The sequence below is a fragment of the Crassaminicella profunda genome (assembly GCF_019884785.1).
GTDB classification, from domain to species: Bacteria; Bacillota; Clostridia; order Peptostreptococcales; family Thermotaleaceae; genus Crassaminicella; species Crassaminicella profunda.
On record NZ_CP082326.1, the window covers coordinates 2,000,209 to 2,021,503 of the forward strand.

Below are 21,295 nucleotides of genomic sequence, written 5' to 3' on the forward strand. Positions count from 1 at the left end.
TTTCACCTCGATTCTATTTATCCTTATCTATTCTTTATTGCCACAACCGTAATATTGTCATGTCCGCCTCTTTCATTGGCTAACGATACCAAATGTTCACAAGCCTTTTGCATATTATTAGCATCTACTAATACATTTTTAATTTCTTCTACCTCTATCAAATTGGATAATCCATCTGTACATAATAAAATCACATCATCATCCTGTAAATCTAAAGTAAACACATCAATCATAATATCCTCTTCAGTCCCTAGAGCACGTGTAATCATATTCCTCTGAGGATGAATCCTTGCTTCATTTTCAGTAATGCTTCCATTTTTTAAAAGCTCTGCTACTAAAGAATGATCCTCAGTAATTTGTGATAATTTATTTTTGCGCATTAAATAGGCTCTACTATCTCCAACGTGTGCAATATATAACTTTGATAATAAAAGCACCACCGTTAAGGTAGTTCCCATACCATGACATTCAATTTCTCTTTTAGATCTTTGAAATATATTATGATTTGCTTCTAAAGTTGCCCTCTTTAAAATTTCACAAACAGTTTTTTCATCTTCATCAAAAAACTCACTTGTATGATCCTCCATAAAATCTTTTATAGACTGAATCGCCACATTACTAGCAACCTCTCCAGCATTATGTCCTCCCATACCATCAGCAACAATAAATAAATTTAAGTTTCCATTTGCTATGTAATAGGCATCCTCATTTATTTCCCTGACCTTACCAATATGAGAATAGGCTCCAATTTCCATCCAATCACCTCACCAATCAAACCAATTGATTTTGACAATATTTTTTATACAAACCCTATTATATCACATTCATTACCAATTGTTGATGTTCTTATCCATTGTTTCTTCTTAATTTACATATAAAAAAACCATCTGTTTTATATGTATTGGGATATAATTGTAAAAATTTTTCTTCTGATTTTAAGTTAGATGGCAACGTATCATTTACATCTACCATTTCAAAATCATTATGCTCTTTTATGAATTTTTTTATAATATCCATATTTTCTTCTTTTTCTATTGTACATGTACTATACACTAAAACACCATCTTTTTTTACGTATTTACTAGCATTTTTTAATATTTCTAACTGCAACTTTGAAATTTCTTCTATATCTTGTGGTTTTTTATTATATTTCAATTCTGGTTTTCTTCTTATGATTCCCAGTCCTGAACAGGGTGCATCAACAAGAACTTTATCTGCTTTGCCTAAAAGAGACTCATCCAACTCTTTCGCATCAAAAACTTCTGTTTTGATCATACCAATTCCTAATCTTTTGGCGTTATCATTTATCAATTTTAGTTTATGATTATATATATCTCTCGCTAATATTTTTCCATTATTTTTCATCAGTTGAGCAATATGTGTGGTTTTTCCTCCTGGAGCCGCACATACATCTATAACAAATTCCCCTGGTTTTGGAGCAAGTACATGAGCAACTAGCATAGAACTTTCATCTTGGATTTGAAAAAATCCTTTCTGATAAATTTCCATATTTTCAATATTTCCTAAATGACTAATATGTATAGCCTCTTTTACAAAAGTATCTGGAAAAACTTTCACATCTTCTTTGATAAAGCTTTCGATTAACTCTTCCTTTGTAACCTTTAATGTATTTGTTCGAACGGAAAGCTTAGGCGTTTCATTATTGGCTTTTAATAAATTGATTGTAAAATCTTGTCCAAATTCTTTCATCCACTTTTCTACTAACCATTCAGGATGGGAATAAGTAATAGAAAGATGTTTGATCTTATCCTCTTTCATAGTTGGTACTTTTATATCCTTCTTATTTCTTAAAAAACTTCTTAATATGCCATTTACAAAACCAGAAGATCTATAATCAACTTTCTTTACTAATTTTACACTTTCATCAACAGCTGCAAATTCTGGTATTTTATCAAGATATATAATTTGATATAATCCCATCCTAAGAATATTTAAAACTTTTACATTTATTTTTTTCATTTTCATTTTTGAAAAGGTTCCAATGATAAAATCTAAATATATCTTATTTTCTAAAACACCATATACCAGTTCAGATATAAATCTTCTATCTAGATTGGGAATATCTTTTCCCTTTAAGGCTCTATTGATTGCAATATTTGAAAATGCATTATTCTTTTCTATGTCTACCAATATATCTAAAACATATTTTCTAGCATTATTTTTCATAATTTCCTCCTATATAAATGAATGCACCCTACTTGGGTGCATTTTTTAGTGTCTTCTATTTCTTAGTAGCATCAATCTTAATAGTTGAGCAATAGAAACAGCCATTGCTGCTACATACGTAAGTGCAGCTGCATTTAAAACCTTCTTTGAAGAACTTATTTCATTACTTGTAATAACACCATTCATTTGTAACTGTTCTATGGCTCTACTACTTGCATTAAACTCAACAGGTAAAGTAATTACTTGAAAAATTACAGCTGCTAAATAAAACACGATTCCAATATCTATTAAGGATCCTATTCCTAATATGAATCCTGCAAAAACTAATAACCATACTGCCTGTGAACCAAAGCTTGCTATAGGTGCGATCATATTTCTCAAGGTTAGCGGAATATATCCAACATCATCTTGAATAGCATGACCTGCTTCATGTGCAGCTACACTGATTGAAGCAATAGAACTTTCATTATAAACCTTTGAAGAAAGTCTTAAAACTTTTCTTCTAGGATCATAATGATCTGATAAATGCCCCCCTATATGTTCAACAGGCACATGAGGCATCCCATTTCTATCTAAAATCATTCTAGCTACTTGTGCTCCCGTATAGCCTCTTGCATTTTGAATATTTAAATACTTATTAAATGTTGATCTAACTTTCGTTTGGGCATACATGGCTAAAATAATTGCAGGAATTAAAAGAATCATACCAGGTGAATAAAACATATTATTCCCCCTCGCCTATAAAATACTGAATGGTTTTTTCAACATCTTTTAAATTTACCCGTGTATTCACACAAGGTCCTTCTGGTCTTTCATTTAAGATCCCCATAACAGGTAACCTTTTTACATCCATAATGCCACTGCTTAAATCTCTTTCACAAGCTACTGCAATAATGGCCTTTGGTTTCGTTTCTTTAATAATCTTTCTTGCAAGTGTTCCTCCTGTAGCAACAAATAATTTTGTATGATATTTTTCCTTTAATGCAATTAATTGATCTATATCACATAATCCACATCTTTTACAATTGTCTATATTACTTGTTATTTTATGAGGACAACTACTCTTTTGAAGACAATGTGGAAGTAATATGAGTATTTCCTCAGATTTCACATGAATATTAGATAACAATATCAACTGATTATTTAATTCAGAAAAAGCACTTCTTATCTTACTTTTATCTAACCTGAGTAGTTGAGCAAGATTAATAATATTGATATAAATATACCTTAAAGAAAACTGTAGCCATCTTCTTGAAAATGACGAAACCTTCTTACCATTCAACAATTTTACAATCATCATGAGATTAATAAAAATAAAACAGCTTATGAAAGTAGCTCCTATTAATATTATATTCAAAACAATCTTGTATAATACAATATTACTAGATTCAACTAAATACAATGATAAAAATGCAATAAAAACAAATAGAAAAACCAAAAGAAAAAGCATTTTGATAAAAAGAATATTATTCTTTTTTATAGGGTTTACAAACATGCTATTCACCTAAAATCACATTATTTTCTATATCATGACCTCTTAAATAAGCATCTACACTCATTCTCTTACTATTTGGAAATTGTATTTCTTCTAAAACTAATATGCCTTCTCCCGTACATACAAACATGCCTTCCTTATTCACCTTTATGATTTTCCCTGGGGTATCACTAGCATTTTCATGGATCACTTTAGCTTTCCAAATCTTAAATTTATTTTCTTTATAAGTAGTAACCGCCGTTGGCCATGGATTTACACCACGTATTAAATTACAAATAGATTGTGCTGTATTTTTCCAATCTATTTTCCCTGTATTTCTATCCATCATAGACGCATAAGAACTCTTTGCATCTTCTTGTTTTTCTCTGGGTGCTTTATTTTCTTCAATAAGTTTTAGAGTCTTTCCTAGTAACTTAGCACCCTCTAACGATAATTCATCATGAAGCTCCCCTGCTGTTTTCTCGTCTATAGAAACTTCTGCTTTTAAGATCATATCTCCTGTATCTAATCCTTCTTCCATATACATAGTCGTAACCCCTGATACTTTTTCCCCATTAATAATGGCCCAGTTAATAGGAGCTGCTCCTCTATATTTAGGAAGAAGTGACGCATGAACGTTAATACATCCAAGAGGGGGAATATCTAATACCCTCTTTGGTAAGATTTGACCAAATGCAACTACTACAATGCAATCTGGAGCTAATTTTTCTATTTCTTTAACAGCACTTTCTTCTTTAATTTTTTCAGGTTGCAAAACATCTATATTATATTCCATTGCTTTAATCTTCACTGGTGGAGGCGTTAATTTTTTTCCTCTTCCTTTAGGTCTATCTGGTTGTGTTACAACAGCTACTACTTCATGTCCATTTTCTATAATTTCTGTTAAACAAGGAACTGCAAAATCTGGCGTTCCCATAAATACGATCTTCATATGTAACCTCCTACTTAATTACTTTATCTGTAAATAATATACCTTCTAGATGATCTATTTCATGACAAAATGCTCTTGCCAAAAGATCTTTACCTTCTATTTCTATCTCTTTTCCATCTCTATTTAACCCTCTTACTCTTACCCATTTAGGCCTTTTTACATCTCCAGTAACCCCTGGAACACTTAAACAGCCTTCTGGATCTATCTGTTCTCCTTTTTCTTCCAAAATTTCAGGATTAATCATCTCAATCAATCCTTCCCCTGTATCTATCACAATAATTCTTTTTAGAATACCTACTTGGGGTGCTGCAAGACCTACGCCATCTGCATCATACATTGTTTCTACCATATCATCTATAAGGGTTTGTATTCTTTCATCAACTTTCTCAATAGCCCTAGATCTTTTTCTTAACACAGGATCTCCATCCTTTACAACGTTTCTAATAGCCATAGTTCTTCCTCCTCTTTTAAAGCATGCTATAAGGATCTATATCCATGCTTATATTTATATTCTTTGGATAATTGTTTTTTAGCCTCATATAATTTATTATACCCTTAATAATATTTTGGTCAACAGGTTTACTTTTGATAATAATTTGCCACCTATATTTTTCTTTTATTTTAGCTAAGGGTGCTGGATGTGGTCCAAAAACTACTTCTTCTCTCTTTATATTATATTCAGCTAATTTTCCTTCTAACATATTTGCAAAATTATTTGCTGTTTTTATTACATCAGCTTCTTTCTTTCCTGTAAACAATATATTAATTAATTTTGAATAGGGTGGATACATAAATTCCTTTCTCAGCATAATTTCGTGATTAAAAAAGGAAGTATAATCATGATTTTTTGCTGAAGTAATTGAAAAATGTTCTGGTTCATATGTCTGCACAATAACTCTTCCTAATTTATCTCCTCTACCTGATCTTCCTGCCACCTGGGTTACAAGCTGAAAAGTCTTCTCAGCTGCTCTGAAATCAGGTAAATTCAAGCTCGTATCAGCAGCAATCACGCCTACTAATGTTACATTAGGAAAGTCTAACCCCTTTGCAATCATTTGGGTGCCAATCAAAATATCAATGTCCCCTTTTCTGAATTTCATTAGTATTTGATCCATTACTCCTTTTTTAGATGTAGTATCTAAATCTAACCTTGCTACCCTAGCTTTAGGAAAATGTTTTTTTGTTAAGTTCTCAATTTTTTCTGTTCCTACACCAAAATATTTTATATATTTACTTTTACATTCTGGACAGATGTTAGGGGGAATTTTTGTATATCCACAATAATGACAAGATGCTTTTTTTGAAGATGCATGATAAGTTAAGGAGATCTCACAATGGGGACATTTTACTACATATCCACATTTTCTACATGAAATAAACGTAGAATACCCCCTCCTATTTAAAAAGAGGATACTTTGCTCTCCCTTATTTAAATTGTTCATAATTCCTTTGTACAAGCTTTCACTAAAAACACTTTTATTCCCTTTATCTAATTCCTCTCTCATATCCACAACTTCTACTTCTGGTAACGGATTATTATTAAATCTATTTTTTAACCGAATTTTAGTATATTTCTCCTCAAGGGCATGAGTATAGCTCTCAACAGATGGGGTAGCAGAACCTAAAACTAATACGGCGTTATTTTTTTTGCATCTAAATTGTGCCACATCAATAGTATGATACTTTGGATTGGATTCTGATTTATAGGTATATTCATGCTCTTCATCTATAATAATCATCCCTAAATGATTAAAAGGTGAAAAAACAGCTGATCTAGCGCCAATTACTATTTTAACCTCTCCTCTGTTGATACGATTCCACTCATCATACCTTTCCCCTAATGAAAGTTTACTATGTAGCACTGCTACAATGTTGCCAAATCTTCCTTTAAACCGCTCAATCATCTGAGATGTTAAAGATATTTCTGGAACAAGTACAATGGCTTCTTGTCCTTGTTTTAATACCCTATCCATTAACTGCATATAAATTTCCGTTTTTCCACTTCCTGTAACCCCATGAATTAAAAAAGAATGATTCATATGTTTCTCAATAGTTGGAATGATTTTTTCTAAAGTTTTAGTTTGCTCTTGTGTAAGGGCGAAAGGTTTTGTAGAAGATATATTCATATGTTCATATGGATTTCGTTTTTTTTCAACTGTAATAACATCTATAAATCCCTTATCTAAAAGAGATTTTATAGTGTGTGTTGATATATTCATGACTTTTTTTAAGTCAGCCCATGTTACTTCTTTATGTTTAGATAAATAGACTAAAACTTCTCTTTGTTTTTTTGCTCGAGTACTTACTTTTTCTATTAATTTCATAGGTTCTTCTGTATTACATATTCTTATAATTTTCTCAAAAACTGTGTTCACATCACTTTTAAAATGTTTCTTGATCGTAATCATCTTTTTCTCTTCTAGACCTTTTAACAAGCGATAAATATCCATATTGGGAAAAGTTTTTTTCAAGAAAACATCTGTCACTTTTTTTTGGGTAAGAAGTAACTTTATAATTTCAATTTCCTTATTAGAAAGATTGTAATTAAACAATTTTTTTTCTTCAAAGATTCCACTTAATGTAATTGTTTTTTTCAATTTTAACGATGCTCCCGTTGGCATGACACATTGAATGGCATCAATAAATCTACACATATATTTTTCTTTCATCCATCTGCATAAATCTATTAATTCTTTTGATAGAATTCTGTCTTCATCTATTATATCTTTTACATATTTTATCTTGGCATAATCAAAATCTATTTTTTTTACTATATCTACTACATACCCTTCTATTAGCTTGTTTCCTTTCCCAAATGGAATGATTACTCTAGAACCTATATAAATTTTTCCTTCTAAATGTCTTGGAACACCATAAGTATATTCCCGGTCTGTTTGATTACTTTTATTGTTTATAATTACTTTTATAAATTCTATTTTCTCCATAGAATTTTCCCCCATGGTTCAATTCATTCTATTATATCAGCAAAATATATGCTATCTTCAATAGTAAAGGAGCAGGTTGCCCTACTCCTCTAGTAAAATTTTTGCCTTATCTAATATCTTTTCTGCAAGTTCTTTCTTCTCCATCTTTGCACATTGCTCTAAATGTCCATTCTTATCAATAATCGTTGCAATATTCGTGTCACTCTTAAAGCCAGCACCTTTTTTTGTAAGATCATTGGCCACAATAAAATCAAGGTTTTTCTTTTGAATCTTCTTCTTTGCATTCTCAAGCAAATTTTGTGTTTCAGCAGCAAAACCAACAAGTACTTGACCCTTCTTTTTTCGTTTTCCGAGTTCCATCAATATATCAGGATTTCTAGTAAGCTTTATGGAAAAGTCATCATCATTTTTCTTAATTTTGTTATCTGCAACAACACTTGGACGATAATCAGCAACTGCAGCTGATTTTATGACAACATCTGCCCATTCAAAGTGTTTAAGTACTTCTTCATACATTTCATTTGTAGTATTTACATCAAATTTTTTTATCCCTACTGGATTTTCAAGATTTGTTGGTCCTGATATTAATACTACTTCTGCTCCTCTAGCTACAGCCGTTTCTGCAACAGCATATCCCATTTTACCAGATGAATGATTGGTAATATACCTTACAGGATCAATGGGTTCTTTTGTAGGTCCTGCTGTAACAAGAATTTTTTTCCCTTGTAAATCTTTATTGATAGACAAAAGTTTTATAGCTTCATTAACAATTTCTTCAGGCTCTGCAAGTTTTCCTTTTCCATAATCACCACAAGCCAATCTTCCTACTGCTGGTTCAACAAAATGCATTCCTAAATTTTTTAGTTTTTTGATGTTTTCTTGAACAATAGGATTATTATACATATTTGTATTCATAGCGGATGCCATAAGTACTTGTGCTTTTGTAGCCATTATGGTTGTGGTTAACATATCATCTGCAATGCCACCCGCAATTTTCCCAATAACATTTGCTGTTGTAGGTACGACTAAAAATAAATCCGCCTTTTGAGCAAGAGCGATATGTTCTACCTCCCATGTTTTGGGTTCCTCAAACATATCCGTAACAACATAATTTTGAGATAATGATTGAAATGTCAATGGATGAATAAATTGCTGCGCAGATTTAGTCATAATTACATTTACATTTAAACTATGCTTTTTTAGTCGACTTACAACATCTGCTGCTTTATATGCTGCTATACCTCCAGTTACACCAACTACAACATTTTTATTCATGACTACACCTCATTATTGATCTGACTCTTCACTTTTACATAAAATTGCATCTTTAGAAATTTCATAAGTAGCAATAGTTACAGGTTTATTTGAATCAACCTCTGTTAATCGTTCATCACCGTCAATAATTTCTCTAGCTCTCTTTGAAGCAGCAACTACTAAGGAATATCTACTATCTACTTTTTGTAATAAATCATTTATCGATGGATTTAACATGATATCTCCTCCTTAAATTTTGAAATAAGATCTTCTATATTTTCATTAACTTTACATTTTTCCGATCTGATAATCCCTCTAATTTTTTCAACAGCTTTTTCAACTGTATCATTAATAACAAAATAATCATATTCTTTTACATAATTGATTTCATCCAATGCACTACCAAATCTTTTTGAAATAGATTCTTCAGATTCAGTACCTCTACCAACTATTCTTTTCTTTAATTCATTCATTGATGGAGGCAATATAAATATAAATATCCCTTTAGGATACTTCTCTTTCACTTGTAAAGCTCCCTGAATATCAATTTCAAGAAGGACATCATTTCCTTCATTGATTTCATCAATTACATATTTTTTAGGTGTACCATAATAATTATCATAAACTTTTGCATACTCTAGAAATTCGTCCTCTGAAATTTGCCTTTCAAAGGTATCCTTGTCTAGAAAATAATAATTTATTCCATTGACTTCTCCATTTCGAGGTTCTCTAGTAGTAGCAGATACAGAAAGTTTTATATCTTTTTCTGATTTTAATAATTCTTTACAAACAGTTCCTTTTCCCGTACCCGATGGTCCTGAAATAACAAGTAATAATCCTTCCTTCATCATTTGTATTCCCCTTCTATCTATCCTTTTTACTCATGATCTGTAGTTTCTTTAGTTTCTTCCTTATTTGATAATCTATGTGCAACTGTTTCAGGTTGTACAGCTGATAATATGATATGATCACTATCCGTAATGATTACTGCTCTAGTTCTTCTACCATATGTAGCATCAATCAACATCCCACGTTCTCTAGCTTCCTGAATAATTCTTTTAATAGGTGCTGATTCAGGACTTACAATGGCTACTAATCTATTTGCTGATACAATATTTCCAAAGCCTATATTAATCAACTTTATACTCATCTATAGTCCCCCTATTCTATATTTTGTACTTGTTCTCTTATTTTTTCAAGTTCACTTTTTATATCTACCACATAATTTGTAATTTCTAAATCACTTGATTTGGACCCTATTGTATTAATTTCTCTATTCATTTCTTGTATTAAAAAATCAAGTTTTCGACCAACCGTATTACTTTCTTCTAAGGTTTTTTTCAATTGATCAACATGGCTTTTTAGCCTTACAATTTCTTCTGTTATACTGCATTTATCAGCAAACACTGCTACTTCCATGCTTATCCTATTTTCATCTATTTCAACATTGTCATCTAACAATTCATGAATTCGATCATTCAATCTTTGCTTATACTCTAAAACAACCTTTGGTGAACGACTTTCGATTTTATCTACAATATTAGCAATATACACACATCGATTACTAATGTCCTCAGCTAATTTTAATCCTTCTGCTGCTCTCATTTTCACTAATAAACCTAAAGCTTTAGATGCTGCATCTTGTAAACAACTCCAAATAGCATCTTCATCCTCTTCTTTTGGTTCTATTTTTATAACATCAGAAAACTTTGATACTAATGAAACAGTAATATCATCTATTAGATTAAATTCATCTCTAATCTTTTTTAAACAATCTATGTACTGCTCAGCTACTGGAGTATTTACAGAAATTTTTGTATCTGTATCTCCTATATTTTCTAAAGTTACATATACTTCCACTCTTCCTCTTTTTACATAATCTTTCACGAGGTTTTTAAGTTGATCTTCTAAATATGTAAATCTTTTAGGCATTCTTACAACAATATCATTGTATCTATGATTAACTGATTTCACTTCAACAATAAATTGCCTTTCACTGTCCTTGCTTTCACCTCTTCCAAATCCGGTCATGCTCTTAATCATGTCTTTTCATCCTTCCATCTATTGATTAAAAATGCATTACATCAAAAAATAATCCTTCTCTCATAAATCACAATTATATCATTTTTATTAACAAAAATTAAGACTTAATAAAAAAATTCTTAGTCTTTTATGATTTTATTGTCCTACATGGTATTGTATCATAAATATCAACCTTTATCCTATTATACAAAAATTTAAGATCATCTTCTATATATTATTTATTTTTTTGCAATACTATACATTTATATAACAACTTTTAAATTATTTCAAAGAATGATATACTTTAATGATGAAAAATGAAAGTTTGGAGGAATGAATATGCCTTTTGATGGAATGGTAGTTTCAGCAATTGCCCATGAATTAAAAGAAAAAATACAAAAAGGTAAAATCGAAAAAATATATCAACCTGAAACAGATGAAATAAATATTTTCATAAGATGCTTTAAAGAAAAATATAAGCTTTTACTTTCTGCAAGCAGCAAAAATCCAAGAGTTCATCTGACAAAAGTAGACAAAATTAATCCTCAATCTCCTCCTATGTTCTGTATGCTCCTTAGAAAGCATCTTCAAGGAGGAAGGATATTAGATATCAGGCAAAAAGAATTTGAAAGAATCATTGAAATAGATATAGAAAGTTACGATGAATTAGGCTATATGCATATTAAACAATTGATTATTGAAATTATGGGAAAGCATAGTAATATTATATTACTCGATCAATCAGAAAATAAAATTATTGACAGCATTAAAAGAATATCAGGTGATATCAATCGTTATAGAGAAATTTTACCTGGTAAAACTTATATTGCTCCACCTAATCAGGGAAAAATCAATCCAATTTCTATGACATTTGAAGCATTCAAAAAAGCTTTAAGCAATTCTTCTTTAGGAACACCTATATACAAAGCAATCTATACATCTATACAAGGCATCAGTCCTACAGTTTCTCGAGAAATTTGTTTTAGAGCAAATATACATGATGATCAAGCAACTTCTAATTTATCCACTAATGATTATGAAGCTTCATGGAATGCTATAAAAAGTTTTATTCTTTCATCACAAAATTCTTTTTCCCCTAATATAATTGTGTCAAAAGAGGACAAACACGTAGTAGACTTTTATTGTAATTACCTAAACATATATGAGGGAATCTATGAATCTATTGATTTTGATTCTATTAGTACCGTTCTTGAAGAATACTATATCAAAAGAGATTTATTCCATCGATCAAAGCAAAAATCTAGTGATTTAAGAAAATTTGTTACCCATACTATTCATAAACTTTATAACAAAAGTCAAAAACTACAAGAAGAATTTATAACTGCTTCAAACTTAGATAAGCATAAGGTTTATGGAGAATTGCTAACAGCCAATTTACACCTTGTAAAAAAAGGAGATGCTCATATAGAAGTACTCAACTACTATGATCCTACTGCAAATACTATATCCATCCCCTTAAATATAAATTTAACACCCTCTCAAAATGCACAAAAATATTTTAAAAAATATACTAAATATAAAAATGCTCAAAAAGAAATACAAAAGCAATTACACGAAACAAAAAATGAAATACAATACTTTGAAAATTTATTACACACAATCGAAAATGCATTCAGTTTAGCAGACATTGAAGAAATCAGATTAGAATTAATGGAAGAAGGATATATCAAGAGAAAAAAAGTTTCATCTTCTTCCAAAAGAAAAATTTCCAGTAGCCCTTTATCATTTACTTCATCTGATGGGTTTGAAATTCTTGTAGGAAAAAACAACAAACAAAATGATCAATTAACTTTAAAAATAGCTTCTAAAAAAGATTTGTGGTTTCATACAAAAGATATTCCTGGTTCCCATGTGATCGTAATCAGTAAAAATAATAAAATTCCAGAAGCTACTATATTAGAAGCTGCCGAGCTTGCTGCATTTCATAGTAAGGGGAAATTGTCTAGTAATGTTCCAGTAGACTATACATTGGTCAAAAATGTGAAAAAGCCAAGTGGTGCCAAACCAGGAATGGTTATTTATGAAAATAATAAAACCATATATATTACCCCTCGATCAAATATTTTAACAATCCTACAAAAAAATGAATCCAAGTCAAAATAGACTTGGATTTTTATTGCTCTAATTTACTAATTGTAACTTGATTAATATCATCTACCTCTTCAAATTGAACACGAATAATTTCTTCCTTAGAAGTAGGCACATTCTTCCCTACATAGTCTGCTCTGATTGGAAGCTCTCTATGACCTCTATCTATTAAAACAGCCAACTGTATACTCTTAGCTCTCCCTCTATCCATAATACCATCTAAAGCAGCTCTCACGGTCCTTCCAGTATACAATACATCATCTACAAGAATGACAATTTTTTCATTAATATCAAAGTTTATTGATGTATTATTCAATATTGGATTTTCATCTACTTTCGTTAAATCATCTCTATATAAAGTAATATCTAAAATACCTACATTTACTTTTTCATTTTCAATTTTCTCAATCTTTTCAGCAATCCTATTAGCAAGGGGGACTCCTCTAGTCTTAATTCCAACTAAAACAATATTCTCAATCCCCTTATTCTTTTCAATGATTTCATGAGCAATTCTAGTAGTGGCCCTTTGTATAGCTTTTTCATCCATAATATTTGCTTTAAATTTCATTCTTCCACCTCTTTTTGTAAATTTCATATTGATACTTATGATGCATTTATCATTTTTTATCATCAAGTATTTTTATTATATTTTTAAAATAGTCTGGTAAATCAGCCTGAAATTCCATATACTCATCCCTAATAGGATGAACAAAGCCTATCACTTTTGCATGCAACAACTGTCCATCTAAACGAAATTTTTGTTTTTTAGGACCATAAATTGGATCTCCTACTAATGGATGTTTGATATATGTCATATGTACTCTAATTTGATGGGTTCTACCAGTTTCTAGTTTCGCCTCAATAAGGGTATACTCTTTAAATCGTTTTAGTACAGTAAAATGAGTAGTCGCATCTTTTCCATTTCTATCAACTACCGCCATTTTTAATCGATCTACAGGATTTCTTCCGATAGGCGCACAAATAGTACCCTTTTCTTCTTTAATATTTCCATGGACTAAAGCTATATACCTTCTATTGATAGAATGTTCTTTTAACTGCTCAGCAAGTCCCTTATGAGCTTGATCATTTTTGGCAACCATTAAAAGGCCACTCGTATCTTTGTCAATTCTATGAACAATCCCAGGTCTAATCACACCATTTATAGAAGATAAATTTTTACAATGATACATAAGTGCATTGACCAATGTTCCATGATAATTTCCTGGTGCAGGATGAACCACCATCCCTTGAGGTTTATTTACTACAAGCAAATCATCATCATCATATACAATCTCAATAGGAATATTTTCTGGTTCAATTGTTAACAATTCCGGCTCAGGTATTTCAATTTCTACTTGGTCATTTTCCACTACCTTATATTTTTTTATTTTACTAGCATGACCATTGATCTTTACTTTTCCCTTTTCTATCAACTTTTGTATGTAACTTCTTGACATTTCTATCAATTGATTTGATAAATATAAGTCTAATCTTGTATCTTCATCTATTTCATCAACAATAAACTTCTGAATATCCAATAAAATTCTCCCTTTCTAATTACGAACTTCATCTAAGAAAATTAAATAGTAGGAAAGTAGTATAGCGCCTACAACAATACTAATGTCAGCCATATTAAATACAGGCCAAATTCTAAAATCAAAATAATCCACTACATATCCAAGTCTTACTCGATCAATTAAATTTCCAATAGCTCCACCTACAATTAAGCTTAAACTATAAGGTATAAGTTTATGCAAATTCTTTTGCTTACTTAAAAATACTATAATTCCGCCAATAACAAAGATTGTCATCAATACAAAGAACATTTTTTGATTTTTTAATATACCAAAAGCCGCTCCAAAATTTTGCACATATGTAAGATGAAATATATTTTTTATAATAGGTATTGACTCATTTACAGAAAATTTGCTTTGAACAATAAATTTTGAAGCTTGGTCAAGTATAATGATCATTAAGACTAATAAATAATTCATGTTAATCCTCCCCCAAAATGCGTGTCTCTCTGATTATAACATAATTTTAAAACTTTTATTACAAAAAGTGAAGCAAAGCTTCACTTTTTTCTTTTTTGATTATGAGGTATATCATCTCTTTCTTCATCCTCAAGCTGTCCCTTATAAAAACCTTCACTTATATTGTCAACAGATTCTACAGTTCTTGATACATTTTCATCATACATATTATTATCATACCAGTCTAAAGCCATATTATGTTGATCTGTCTTATTAAATCTTGCTACAGCTTGCAGTGCATCTTCTCCATCAAATCCATTATAATCTTCATTCGTATCCATATAAGTTCTTCCAAAGGGATTTTTCAGACCCTCCTCTTCAACTGGTCTTGTATGGATTTCATCCTTTATGGAAAAACCATCCTGCTCACATGCTATGCACTTTTCTGTAGTAGGCACAATTTCAAGCCTATCTTCCGATATATTTTTTCCACAGCTCCTACATTTTCCATATGTACCTTTCTCTATTCTTTGTAATGCATCCTCAATTTCTTGTAGCTCTAATCCTTCATTTTTTTTTAAATTGAAGTTCATTTCCATTTGAAAAGTTTCTGTTGCAATATCCGCTGGGTGATTATCATACATAGATAATTCACTAAAATATTCCTGCATGGATTCATTGGGTTCATTTTTATCCATTCTATCTAAAGTTTTTAATACCTCTTCTCGTTCCTTTAATAGTTTTTCTTTAAAATGTTGAATTCTATCTTGATTCATATAATCTCCTCCTTCATCTATTGTTTTCTATAATATCTATCAACTCTGCAATATACTTTCCTATTAAGGGCAAATCTACTGTTTTTTGTAAGATATAAAAAAATAGTGCAGCCAAAATAGTAAGTCCTATGGCCGTCCCTAACCCCCTAGCTAAACCAGCAACAAAATTAACATATAATAATCTTTTAGGATTATTCATAATATCCACATATTCACCTATTTTTGTTTTCTCTAGTTCTTTCGATATTTTTTCTATATTTTTTTCAAGATTGCTAATTCTCTTCTCATCCATTATTATTCCCCCATTTTTTGAATAATATTTTTTCTTTATATAGTCTATTAAAATATTAATCGTATTTTCCCCCATTTATATCTCTTCTATGTAAAAGAAAAAATTCGTATCATGCTGTCGCATATGCTCATATCACCAACGAATTTTTAAAACTTTCTTTTGTAATTTCCGTTGCTCAAAATTTCCAAAGAACTACATTTCAAAATAGTTATCCACATTTTTAAAATTTTATAATTTCCTTAAACTAAAAAAGGATAGAATGATTATAATCATTCTATCCTTTCCATGCATTTTAAAATTTTATTAATTACATATGTTTTAGCATATCTAATACGATTTCAACTGAATTATTTGCAGCTTCTATAACAAACTCATTAAAATTTACATGGGCTGATCCATCTGCTTTATCAGACATGGCTCTAATAATTACGAAAGGTACCTTATTTAAGTAGGCAGCATGTCCTATGGCTGCACTTTCCATTTCTGCACAAAAAGCACTAAATTCTTTCCACAAAAAATCTTTCTTTTCAGGTGAAGCAACAAAAACATCCCCTGATACAATTCTTCCTGTTGTAGTTTTATATTTAACCGTTTCTTTTTCACTAGCTTTTACAGCAATTTCAACTAATTTCTCATCTGCCTTGAATATGTACTCTTCCATCCTTGGAATCTGTCCTAATGTATATCCACCAAATGCTGTAACATCAAAATCATGCTCAATTACATCTGTAGAAATAACAATATCCCCCACATTCAAGTCATCATGTATAGCACCAGCTACACCTGTATTAATAATAGCATCCACATGAAAATTACTGATTAAAACTTGTGTACAAACACCAGCATTTACTTTTCCTATACCACTTCTTACCACAACTATATCTTTTCCCATTAACTTTCCTTTATAAAAAATCATTCCTGCAAAATGCTCTTCTTTTTCTAATTCCATCTTTTCTTTTAAGATTTGAATTTCTTCGTCCATTGCTCCTATAATACCTATTATTTTCATAATATGACCTCCTTTTTCTTGCTTTATTATATAGATGTTTATCTGTAAATTCAATATTTACTTTCATAATCAAATCTGTATTTTATTCCCTGGGAAATTCACAAATAAAAATCCTCGCTTTAAACGAGAATTTTTATTTGAATTTATTCATCTTCCTTAGCTAAACTAACTTCTTTGAATTCATTAACTTCTTCCACTTCTCCTACTATTTCTTTACAGCTCGTGGCAACTGCTTCTAATTGAGATTCTAATAATGTTTTAAATCTTGTTTTAAAAATATGTAATTGCTTTTTACCTTCTTCATATTCTTTTTGAATCTTTAAAACTTCGTTTTTGCCATCTTCTATAATTTTTTTCGCCTTTCCCTCAGCTTCTTGTATAATTAATTCTGCTTTTTTTTGTGCATTTTGAGCAACTTCTTCAGCAGTACTTTGAGCAAAAACTAAAGTATTATTTAAAGTTTTTTCTAAGTTTTCATATTTTTCTATTTGTTCATTCAGCATAGCAATTTTATCTTTCAACTCAATATTTTCTTTGTATAAATTCTCATAATCTATAATAATTTTATCTAAAAATTCATCAACTTCACTTTCCTTATAACCTCTTATTCCTTTTTTAAATTCCTTATTTTGAATCTCAAGTGGTGTAATCATTGTATCCTCTCCTCTAGACTATTCTTTTTATGATCACCTTATATCTATCCTTTTTTGTTTTATTTCCAATTTGATCTAGTATTATTCTCCCCTTACCTTTAAAGGATATCAAGTCTCCTTCATGAAGGATATATGATGGTTGATTCACTGGCTTAAAATTCACTTTGACTCTATCGTTATTAATAAGCTTTGATATTGCATTCCTAGATTCTCCAAATCCTGTACCTAAAATACTATCTAATCTCAAAGCAGATACGGATCCCTGGATGATCTTAAAGTTCTCTTCAACCTTCATCAAATCATTAAAATAAATTCTTTCAATATTTATTTTGAATTTAGATACCTTTTCTAAATTCAATAAAATATAATCACAAAGTTCTTTATGTGCGATAATATTTGCTTGTCCATCTCCAACTAAAATATCTCCTATTTTTTCTCTTTTTAATCCTAGCCCTAAAACTGCACCTAAAAAATCTCTATGGGTTAATTCATCTTTCATAAACCTTCCTGAAACCTTTATAGCACCAATAGGATACTCTTCTTCACTTATTTCCATATATTCAGGATAAATGATTATTACCCTTCTTTCTGCATTCTCATATCCACCTACAACTAAATAGTTTATATCTAAAATCTGGTTTAATATGGGAATACATAAAGATATTTCATAAGGGTTATAAAAGTCTGTAACACGTACCCCATGACTTTTTAGCACACTTTCTACTTTATTCAAAGTTTTCATTACAACGTATCGTTCTTCCGTATTTTTTATATGTTTTGTCAAACTTTCCTTATTAATCAAAATATCACACTCTCTAAAGTAATCCTATAATTAAATTCCTAATAAAACCCAAGAATATTACAGCTATAATAGGTGAAAAATCAATCATGCCTCTTCCTAATCCAAATCTAAACATTAGATTTCTAAAGGGAGCAAGTATTGGTTCTGTTAGTTGATAAATTAGTTTTGGAATGGTTGAACTGGGGTCTGGGTTAAACCAAGACATAAGAATCCTTGCAATAATTAAAAAATCTAATACTCTAAAAAAATAATCTACGGATTGTTGTATCATCCACATTTTTTCCACCACCTAATCTTACTTATTCCAAGGAAATAAAGCTGTATTTTTTAATTCCTCATTGATATTTCCTGCTATATCAACATTGCTAGGAGCTAAAATAAATATTCCCTTTGAAACCTTTTGAATACTTCCATCTAAAGCATATACAGCCCCATTGGCAAAATCAAATATTTTTTTTGCTAGTTCTGGTTCTAGCTTTTCTAAATTCATAATAACAGGCTTTCGATTTTTAAGATTGTCAACAATTTTAGGTACTTCTTCAAACTCTACAGGTTCATAAACAACAACTTTCATCTGTGTTGTCGTATGTATATTTACAACCTTATTCTTTTTACTCTGTATAGGTGTAATAGGATTATCATATTCAACAGATGTCTCGACTAATTCATCATCCTCTTCTTCATAATCATCTAAGCCCATAAAATATTTTACTTTATCTACAAATTTTCCTGACATGATTTGTCCTCCTTTATATCTTTACTTATTATAATTTCTTCTTCCAAATATTCCTGTACCTACTCGTACCATATTAGCACCTTCTTCAATTGCTATTTTAAAATCATTTGTCATGCCCATTGATAAATATCTCATTTCTACCCTTTGAAATCCTTTTGTTTTGATTTCTTCAAATATTTCTTTAAGCATCTTAAAATATTTTCGAACATCCTCAGGATTTTCTTCATATGGAGCAATGGTCATTAACCCCTTAACCCTAATATGCTCTAATGGTTGTATTTTTTCAAAGAAATCAAATACTTCACTATTAGCTAATCCAAACTTAGTTTCCTCATTAGCAACATTTACCTGAACCAATACATCCATAATTTTATTATGTTGTTTTGCACGCTTATTTATTTCCTCCGCTAAACTTATTCTATCTACAGAATGAATTAATTTTACTTTATCAATAATATATTTTACTTTATTTGTCTGCAAATGTCCGATCATATGCCAATTCACACTAGATACTACATTATACTTTTCCATTATTTCTTGAACCTTGTTTTCTCCTATATCTTCAACGCCTGTATGAATGGCTTCATTAATCCTTTCGTGATCTACGGTTTTAGTAACAGCGATTAATTGAATTTCTTCAGGATTCCTTCCAATTTTACTACATATTTCATGAATTTCTTCTCTTAAATCTTTTATGTTTTTTTCAATATAACACATCTTTTTCCCTCCATCTATTATTGTATTAATATATCATTTGTCCTTCTTTAACTTTTGAAGCATTTCTAACAACTTCATCATATAATTTTACAGTACTTATTCTTTCTCCATCCTTATTATAAAAAACATTACTTTGAATAATTGCATATTCATCATTATACCCTATAATTTTAATAGGCTTAAATCGTGCATATCTATTTACATCTAGGAGAAACACTCCTTTTTTTCCATCTATTTCCACTATGCTATCCTTATATAATTTTAACCCTTCATAGTTTACTGGAATAACATCTAAATCAATATTTCTCATGCTATAAAAATTCTCTACATATTGATTAACCTGAAAGATCACCATATTATTCTTTGTATTTTCTATAATTTGATATACTTTTCCTCTTACTTCTCTTTGTGGAAATTTAAAAGTCACCCTTCTTCCTACTTTATAATTCTCTAGTCTTTCCTTGTCTATCCAAGTAACCATATACCATACATTATTATCAACAATTTTAAACAAGGGTTGATTCTTAATAGCTTTCTCAGCTCTTAAATCTGTTACTTGACTATGAATGCTTTTCAAATTTTCCAATTCAATTGTAGCCATATTTCTAGGTGTTAAAATAGCCTCATATCCATCAATATTATAACTGATAATACCAGATGCAGGGCTTTTTATCCAGCAAATTGCATTATTTATTTTCTCTTGTAAACTTTCTTGCTCTAACTCTAAAGTTTCTAAATTTTTTCCTGCAAAGCTTTTATCCCCTGTAATAATCCTCTTTTTTTCTAATTTATTATTTAACTCTTTTTTCAATTGTTCAATTCTTAAGAGATTTCCTTTTTCTTTATATTCTTTTATATCACTTACTATTTTATTGATGGCTTCATCAATTTTCTTCACATCACTTTGGAATAGACTATTTTCATTATCTTTGATACTCTCAATTCTCTGGTTAACTACTTCTAATTTCTTCCTAGTGGTATCATCAATATCAACCTTATATATTTCAGCTACCTTATACTCTTTTTCAACTTTTTCCCCTTCTTGAACAAAGTATTGTATATTGCCTTCAAAATTACTTTCAATCAATTTTTCATTTCTAATAATATAACAATTTAATTGATCAGTAACTTGAATATTTCCATATTCGGCAACACTTGTCTCATTAGAAAACGACACAACCATAGGCATAAATTTTATAATTAAATAAAATAATATAATTCCAAAAAAGAAATGCCGTAGTCTTCTTTTCCTTTTTCGTTTATTGCGATTTTTTTTGGTCACTTCCTTCACCTACTAGTCCCTTTTATGTTTATAATTCTTCACGCTTGTTTATTTTCCTTCATGTTATTTATATTTATTGAAATTAGTTTTATAGTCCTACAATAATAAAAAC

The 21,295-nt window shown here is 30.0% G+C and carries 25 protein-coding genes; 1 reads left to right on the forward strand and 24 read right to left on the reverse strand.

The genetic code is table 11. The features are described 5' to 3' along the window. Nucleotides 1–23: 23 nt before the first annotated feature. The 12 genes from K7H06_RS09455 to K7H06_RS09510 form a co-directional block, all read right to left on the reverse strand. Nucleotides 24–755, reverse strand: coding sequence for a Stp1/IreP family PP2C-type Ser/Thr phosphatase (locus tag K7H06_RS09455; RefSeq protein WP_223039621.1), 732 nt, complete (start codon nucleotides 753–755; stop codon nucleotides 24–26). Nucleotides 756–846: 91 nt separating this feature from the next. Next, a complete protein-coding gene (gene rsmB, locus K7H06_RS09460) occupies nucleotides 847–2,187 on the reverse strand; it encodes a 16S rRNA (cytosine(967)-C(5))-methyltransferase RsmB (protein WP_223039622.1) in 1,341 nt (446 codons plus the stop codon). Between the two features lie 45 nt (nucleotides 2,188–2,232). Next, entirely contained in the window at nucleotides 2,233–2,910 is a 678-nt protein-coding gene (locus tag K7H06_RS09465; RefSeq protein ID WP_223039623.1) for a zinc metallopeptidase, read from the reverse strand. Nucleotide 2,911: 1 nt separating this feature from the next. Then, nucleotides 2,912–3,682, reverse strand: coding sequence for a DUF116 domain-containing protein (locus K7H06_RS09470; protein WP_223039624.1), 771 nt, complete (start codon nucleotides 3,680–3,682; stop codon nucleotides 2,912–2,914). Nucleotide 3,683: 1 nt separating this feature from the next. After that, nucleotides 3,684–4,613 carry a methionyl-tRNA formyltransferase gene (gene fmt, locus K7H06_RS09475; RefSeq protein ID WP_223039625.1) on the reverse strand — a complete coding sequence of 310 codons (930 nt, stop codon included), beginning with the start codon at nucleotides 4,611–4,613 and terminating at the stop codon, nucleotides 3,684–3,686. Between the two features lie 10 nt (nucleotides 4,614–4,623). After that, a complete protein-coding gene (gene def / locus K7H06_RS09480) occupies nucleotides 4,624–5,064 on the reverse strand; it encodes a peptide deformylase (RefSeq protein ID WP_223039626.1) in 441 nt (146 codons plus the stop codon). A gap of 16 nt (nucleotides 5,065–5,080) precedes the next feature. After that, nucleotides 5,081–7,558: a primosomal protein N' gene (priA, locus tag K7H06_RS09485; protein WP_223039627.1), complete on the reverse strand. Its 2,478-nt coding sequence runs from the start codon at nucleotides 7,556–7,558 to the stop codon at nucleotides 5,081–5,083. A gap of 81 nt (nucleotides 7,559–7,639) precedes the next feature. Next, on the reverse strand, nucleotides 7,640–8,833 hold the full coding sequence (coaBC, locus tag K7H06_RS09490; RefSeq protein WP_223039628.1) for a bifunctional phosphopantothenoylcysteine decarboxylase/phosphopantothenate--cysteine ligase CoaBC: 1,194 nt from the start codon (nucleotides 8,831–8,833) through the stop codon (nucleotides 7,640–7,642). A 12-nt stretch (nucleotides 8,834–8,845) separates the two neighbouring features. Continuing rightward, nucleotides 8,846–9,049 carry a DNA-directed RNA polymerase subunit omega gene (gene rpoZ / locus K7H06_RS09495; RefSeq protein WP_223039629.1) on the reverse strand — a complete coding sequence of 68 codons (204 nt, stop codon included), beginning with the start codon at nucleotides 9,047–9,049 and terminating at the stop codon, nucleotides 8,846–8,848. Beyond that, nucleotides 9,043–9,663 carry a guanylate kinase gene (gene gmk / locus K7H06_RS09500; protein WP_223039630.1) on the reverse strand — a complete coding sequence of 207 codons (621 nt, stop codon included), beginning with the start codon at nucleotides 9,661–9,663 and terminating at the stop codon, nucleotides 9,043–9,045. Before gmk ends, rpoZ begins: the two co-directional genes overlap by 7 nt. Nucleotides 9,664–9,689: 26 nt before the next feature. Continuing rightward, nucleotides 9,690–9,962 (reverse strand): extracellular matrix/biofilm regulator RemA, encoded by a 273-nt coding sequence (gene remA / locus K7H06_RS09505; RefSeq protein WP_223039631.1) that lies wholly within the window; start codon nucleotides 9,960–9,962, stop codon nucleotides 9,690–9,692. Nucleotides 9,963–9,973: 11 nt separating this feature from the next. Then, on the reverse strand, nucleotides 9,974–10,855 hold the full coding sequence (locus K7H06_RS09510; protein WP_223039632.1) for a YicC/YloC family endoribonuclease: 882 nt from the start codon (nucleotides 10,853–10,855) through the stop codon (nucleotides 9,974–9,976). A gap of 318 nt (nucleotides 10,856–11,173) precedes the next feature. On the opposite strand from K7H06_RS09510, the gene K7H06_RS09515 reads away from it, so the two are divergent. Then, complete coding sequence (locus tag K7H06_RS09515) at nucleotides 11,174–12,958, forward strand: Rqc2 family fibronectin-binding protein (protein WP_223039633.1); 1,785 nt, start codon at nucleotides 11,174–11,176, stop codon at nucleotides 12,956–12,958. Between the two features lie 10 nt (nucleotides 12,959–12,968). Here K7H06_RS09515 and pyrR read toward each other — a convergent pair whose 3' ends face one another. The 12 genes from pyrR to K7H06_RS09575 form a co-directional block, all read right to left on the reverse strand. Beyond that, entirely contained in the window at nucleotides 12,969–13,511 is a 543-nt protein-coding gene (gene pyrR, locus K7H06_RS09520) for a bifunctional pyr operon transcriptional regulator/uracil phosphoribosyltransferase PyrR (protein ID WP_223039634.1), read from the reverse strand. Nucleotides 13,512–13,560: 49 nt separating this feature from the next. Continuing rightward, nucleotides 13,561–14,481, reverse strand: coding sequence for an RluA family pseudouridine synthase (locus K7H06_RS09525; RefSeq protein ID WP_246637674.1), 921 nt, complete (start codon nucleotides 14,479–14,481; stop codon nucleotides 13,561–13,563). A 15-nt stretch (nucleotides 14,482–14,496) separates the two neighbouring features. Further along, nucleotides 14,497–14,937, reverse strand: a complete 441-nt coding sequence (gene lspA / locus K7H06_RS09530) for a signal peptidase II (RefSeq protein WP_223039635.1) — start codon at nucleotides 14,935–14,937, stop codon at nucleotides 14,497–14,499. An 80-nt stretch (nucleotides 14,938–15,017) separates the two neighbouring features. Continuing rightward, nucleotides 15,018–15,692, reverse strand: coding sequence for a TraR/DksA C4-type zinc finger protein (locus K7H06_RS09535; RefSeq protein ID WP_223039636.1), 675 nt, complete (start codon nucleotides 15,690–15,692; stop codon nucleotides 15,018–15,020). Between the two features lie 13 nt (nucleotides 15,693–15,705). Further along, nucleotides 15,706–15,984, reverse strand: coding sequence for a DUF5665 domain-containing protein (locus tag K7H06_RS09540; protein ID WP_246637675.1), 279 nt, complete (start codon nucleotides 15,982–15,984; stop codon nucleotides 15,706–15,708). Nucleotides 15,985–16,291: 307 nt separating this feature from the next. Next, the gene (locus K7H06_RS09545) at nucleotides 16,292–16,993 is read right to left on the reverse strand and encodes a 5'-methylthioadenosine/adenosylhomocysteine nucleosidase (RefSeq protein ID WP_223039637.1); all 702 of its coding nucleotides are present in this window, start codon (nucleotides 16,991–16,993) and stop codon (nucleotides 16,292–16,294) included. Between the two features lie 143 nt (nucleotides 16,994–17,136). Further along, nucleotides 17,137–17,646, reverse strand: a complete 510-nt coding sequence (locus K7H06_RS09550) for a DivIVA domain-containing protein (protein ID WP_223039638.1) — start codon at nucleotides 17,644–17,646, stop codon at nucleotides 17,137–17,139. Between the two features lie 13 nt (nucleotides 17,647–17,659). Next, nucleotides 17,660–18,448, reverse strand: a complete 789-nt coding sequence (locus K7H06_RS09555; RefSeq protein ID WP_223039639.1) for a YlmH family RNA-binding protein — start codon at nucleotides 18,446–18,448, stop codon at nucleotides 17,660–17,662. A gap of 13 nt (nucleotides 18,449–18,461) precedes the next feature. Further along, entirely contained in the window at nucleotides 18,462–18,725 is a 264-nt protein-coding gene (locus K7H06_RS09560; RefSeq protein ID WP_223039640.1) for a YggT family protein, read from the reverse strand. A gap of 18 nt (nucleotides 18,726–18,743) precedes the next feature. Continuing rightward, nucleotides 18,744–19,184, reverse strand: a complete 441-nt coding sequence (locus K7H06_RS09565; RefSeq protein WP_223039641.1) for a cell division protein SepF — start codon at nucleotides 19,182–19,184, stop codon at nucleotides 18,744–18,746. Nucleotides 19,185–19,205: 21 nt separating this feature from the next. Next, entirely contained in the window at nucleotides 19,206–19,901 is a 696-nt protein-coding gene (locus tag K7H06_RS09570) for a YggS family pyridoxal phosphate-dependent enzyme (RefSeq protein ID WP_223039642.1), read from the reverse strand. Nucleotides 19,902–19,926: 25 nt separating this feature from the next. Next, nucleotides 19,927–21,183, reverse strand: coding sequence for a biotin/lipoyl attachment domain-containing protein (locus tag K7H06_RS09575; protein ID WP_223039643.1), 1,257 nt, complete (start codon nucleotides 21,181–21,183; stop codon nucleotides 19,927–19,929). Nucleotides 21,184–21,295 lie beyond the last annotated feature (112 nt).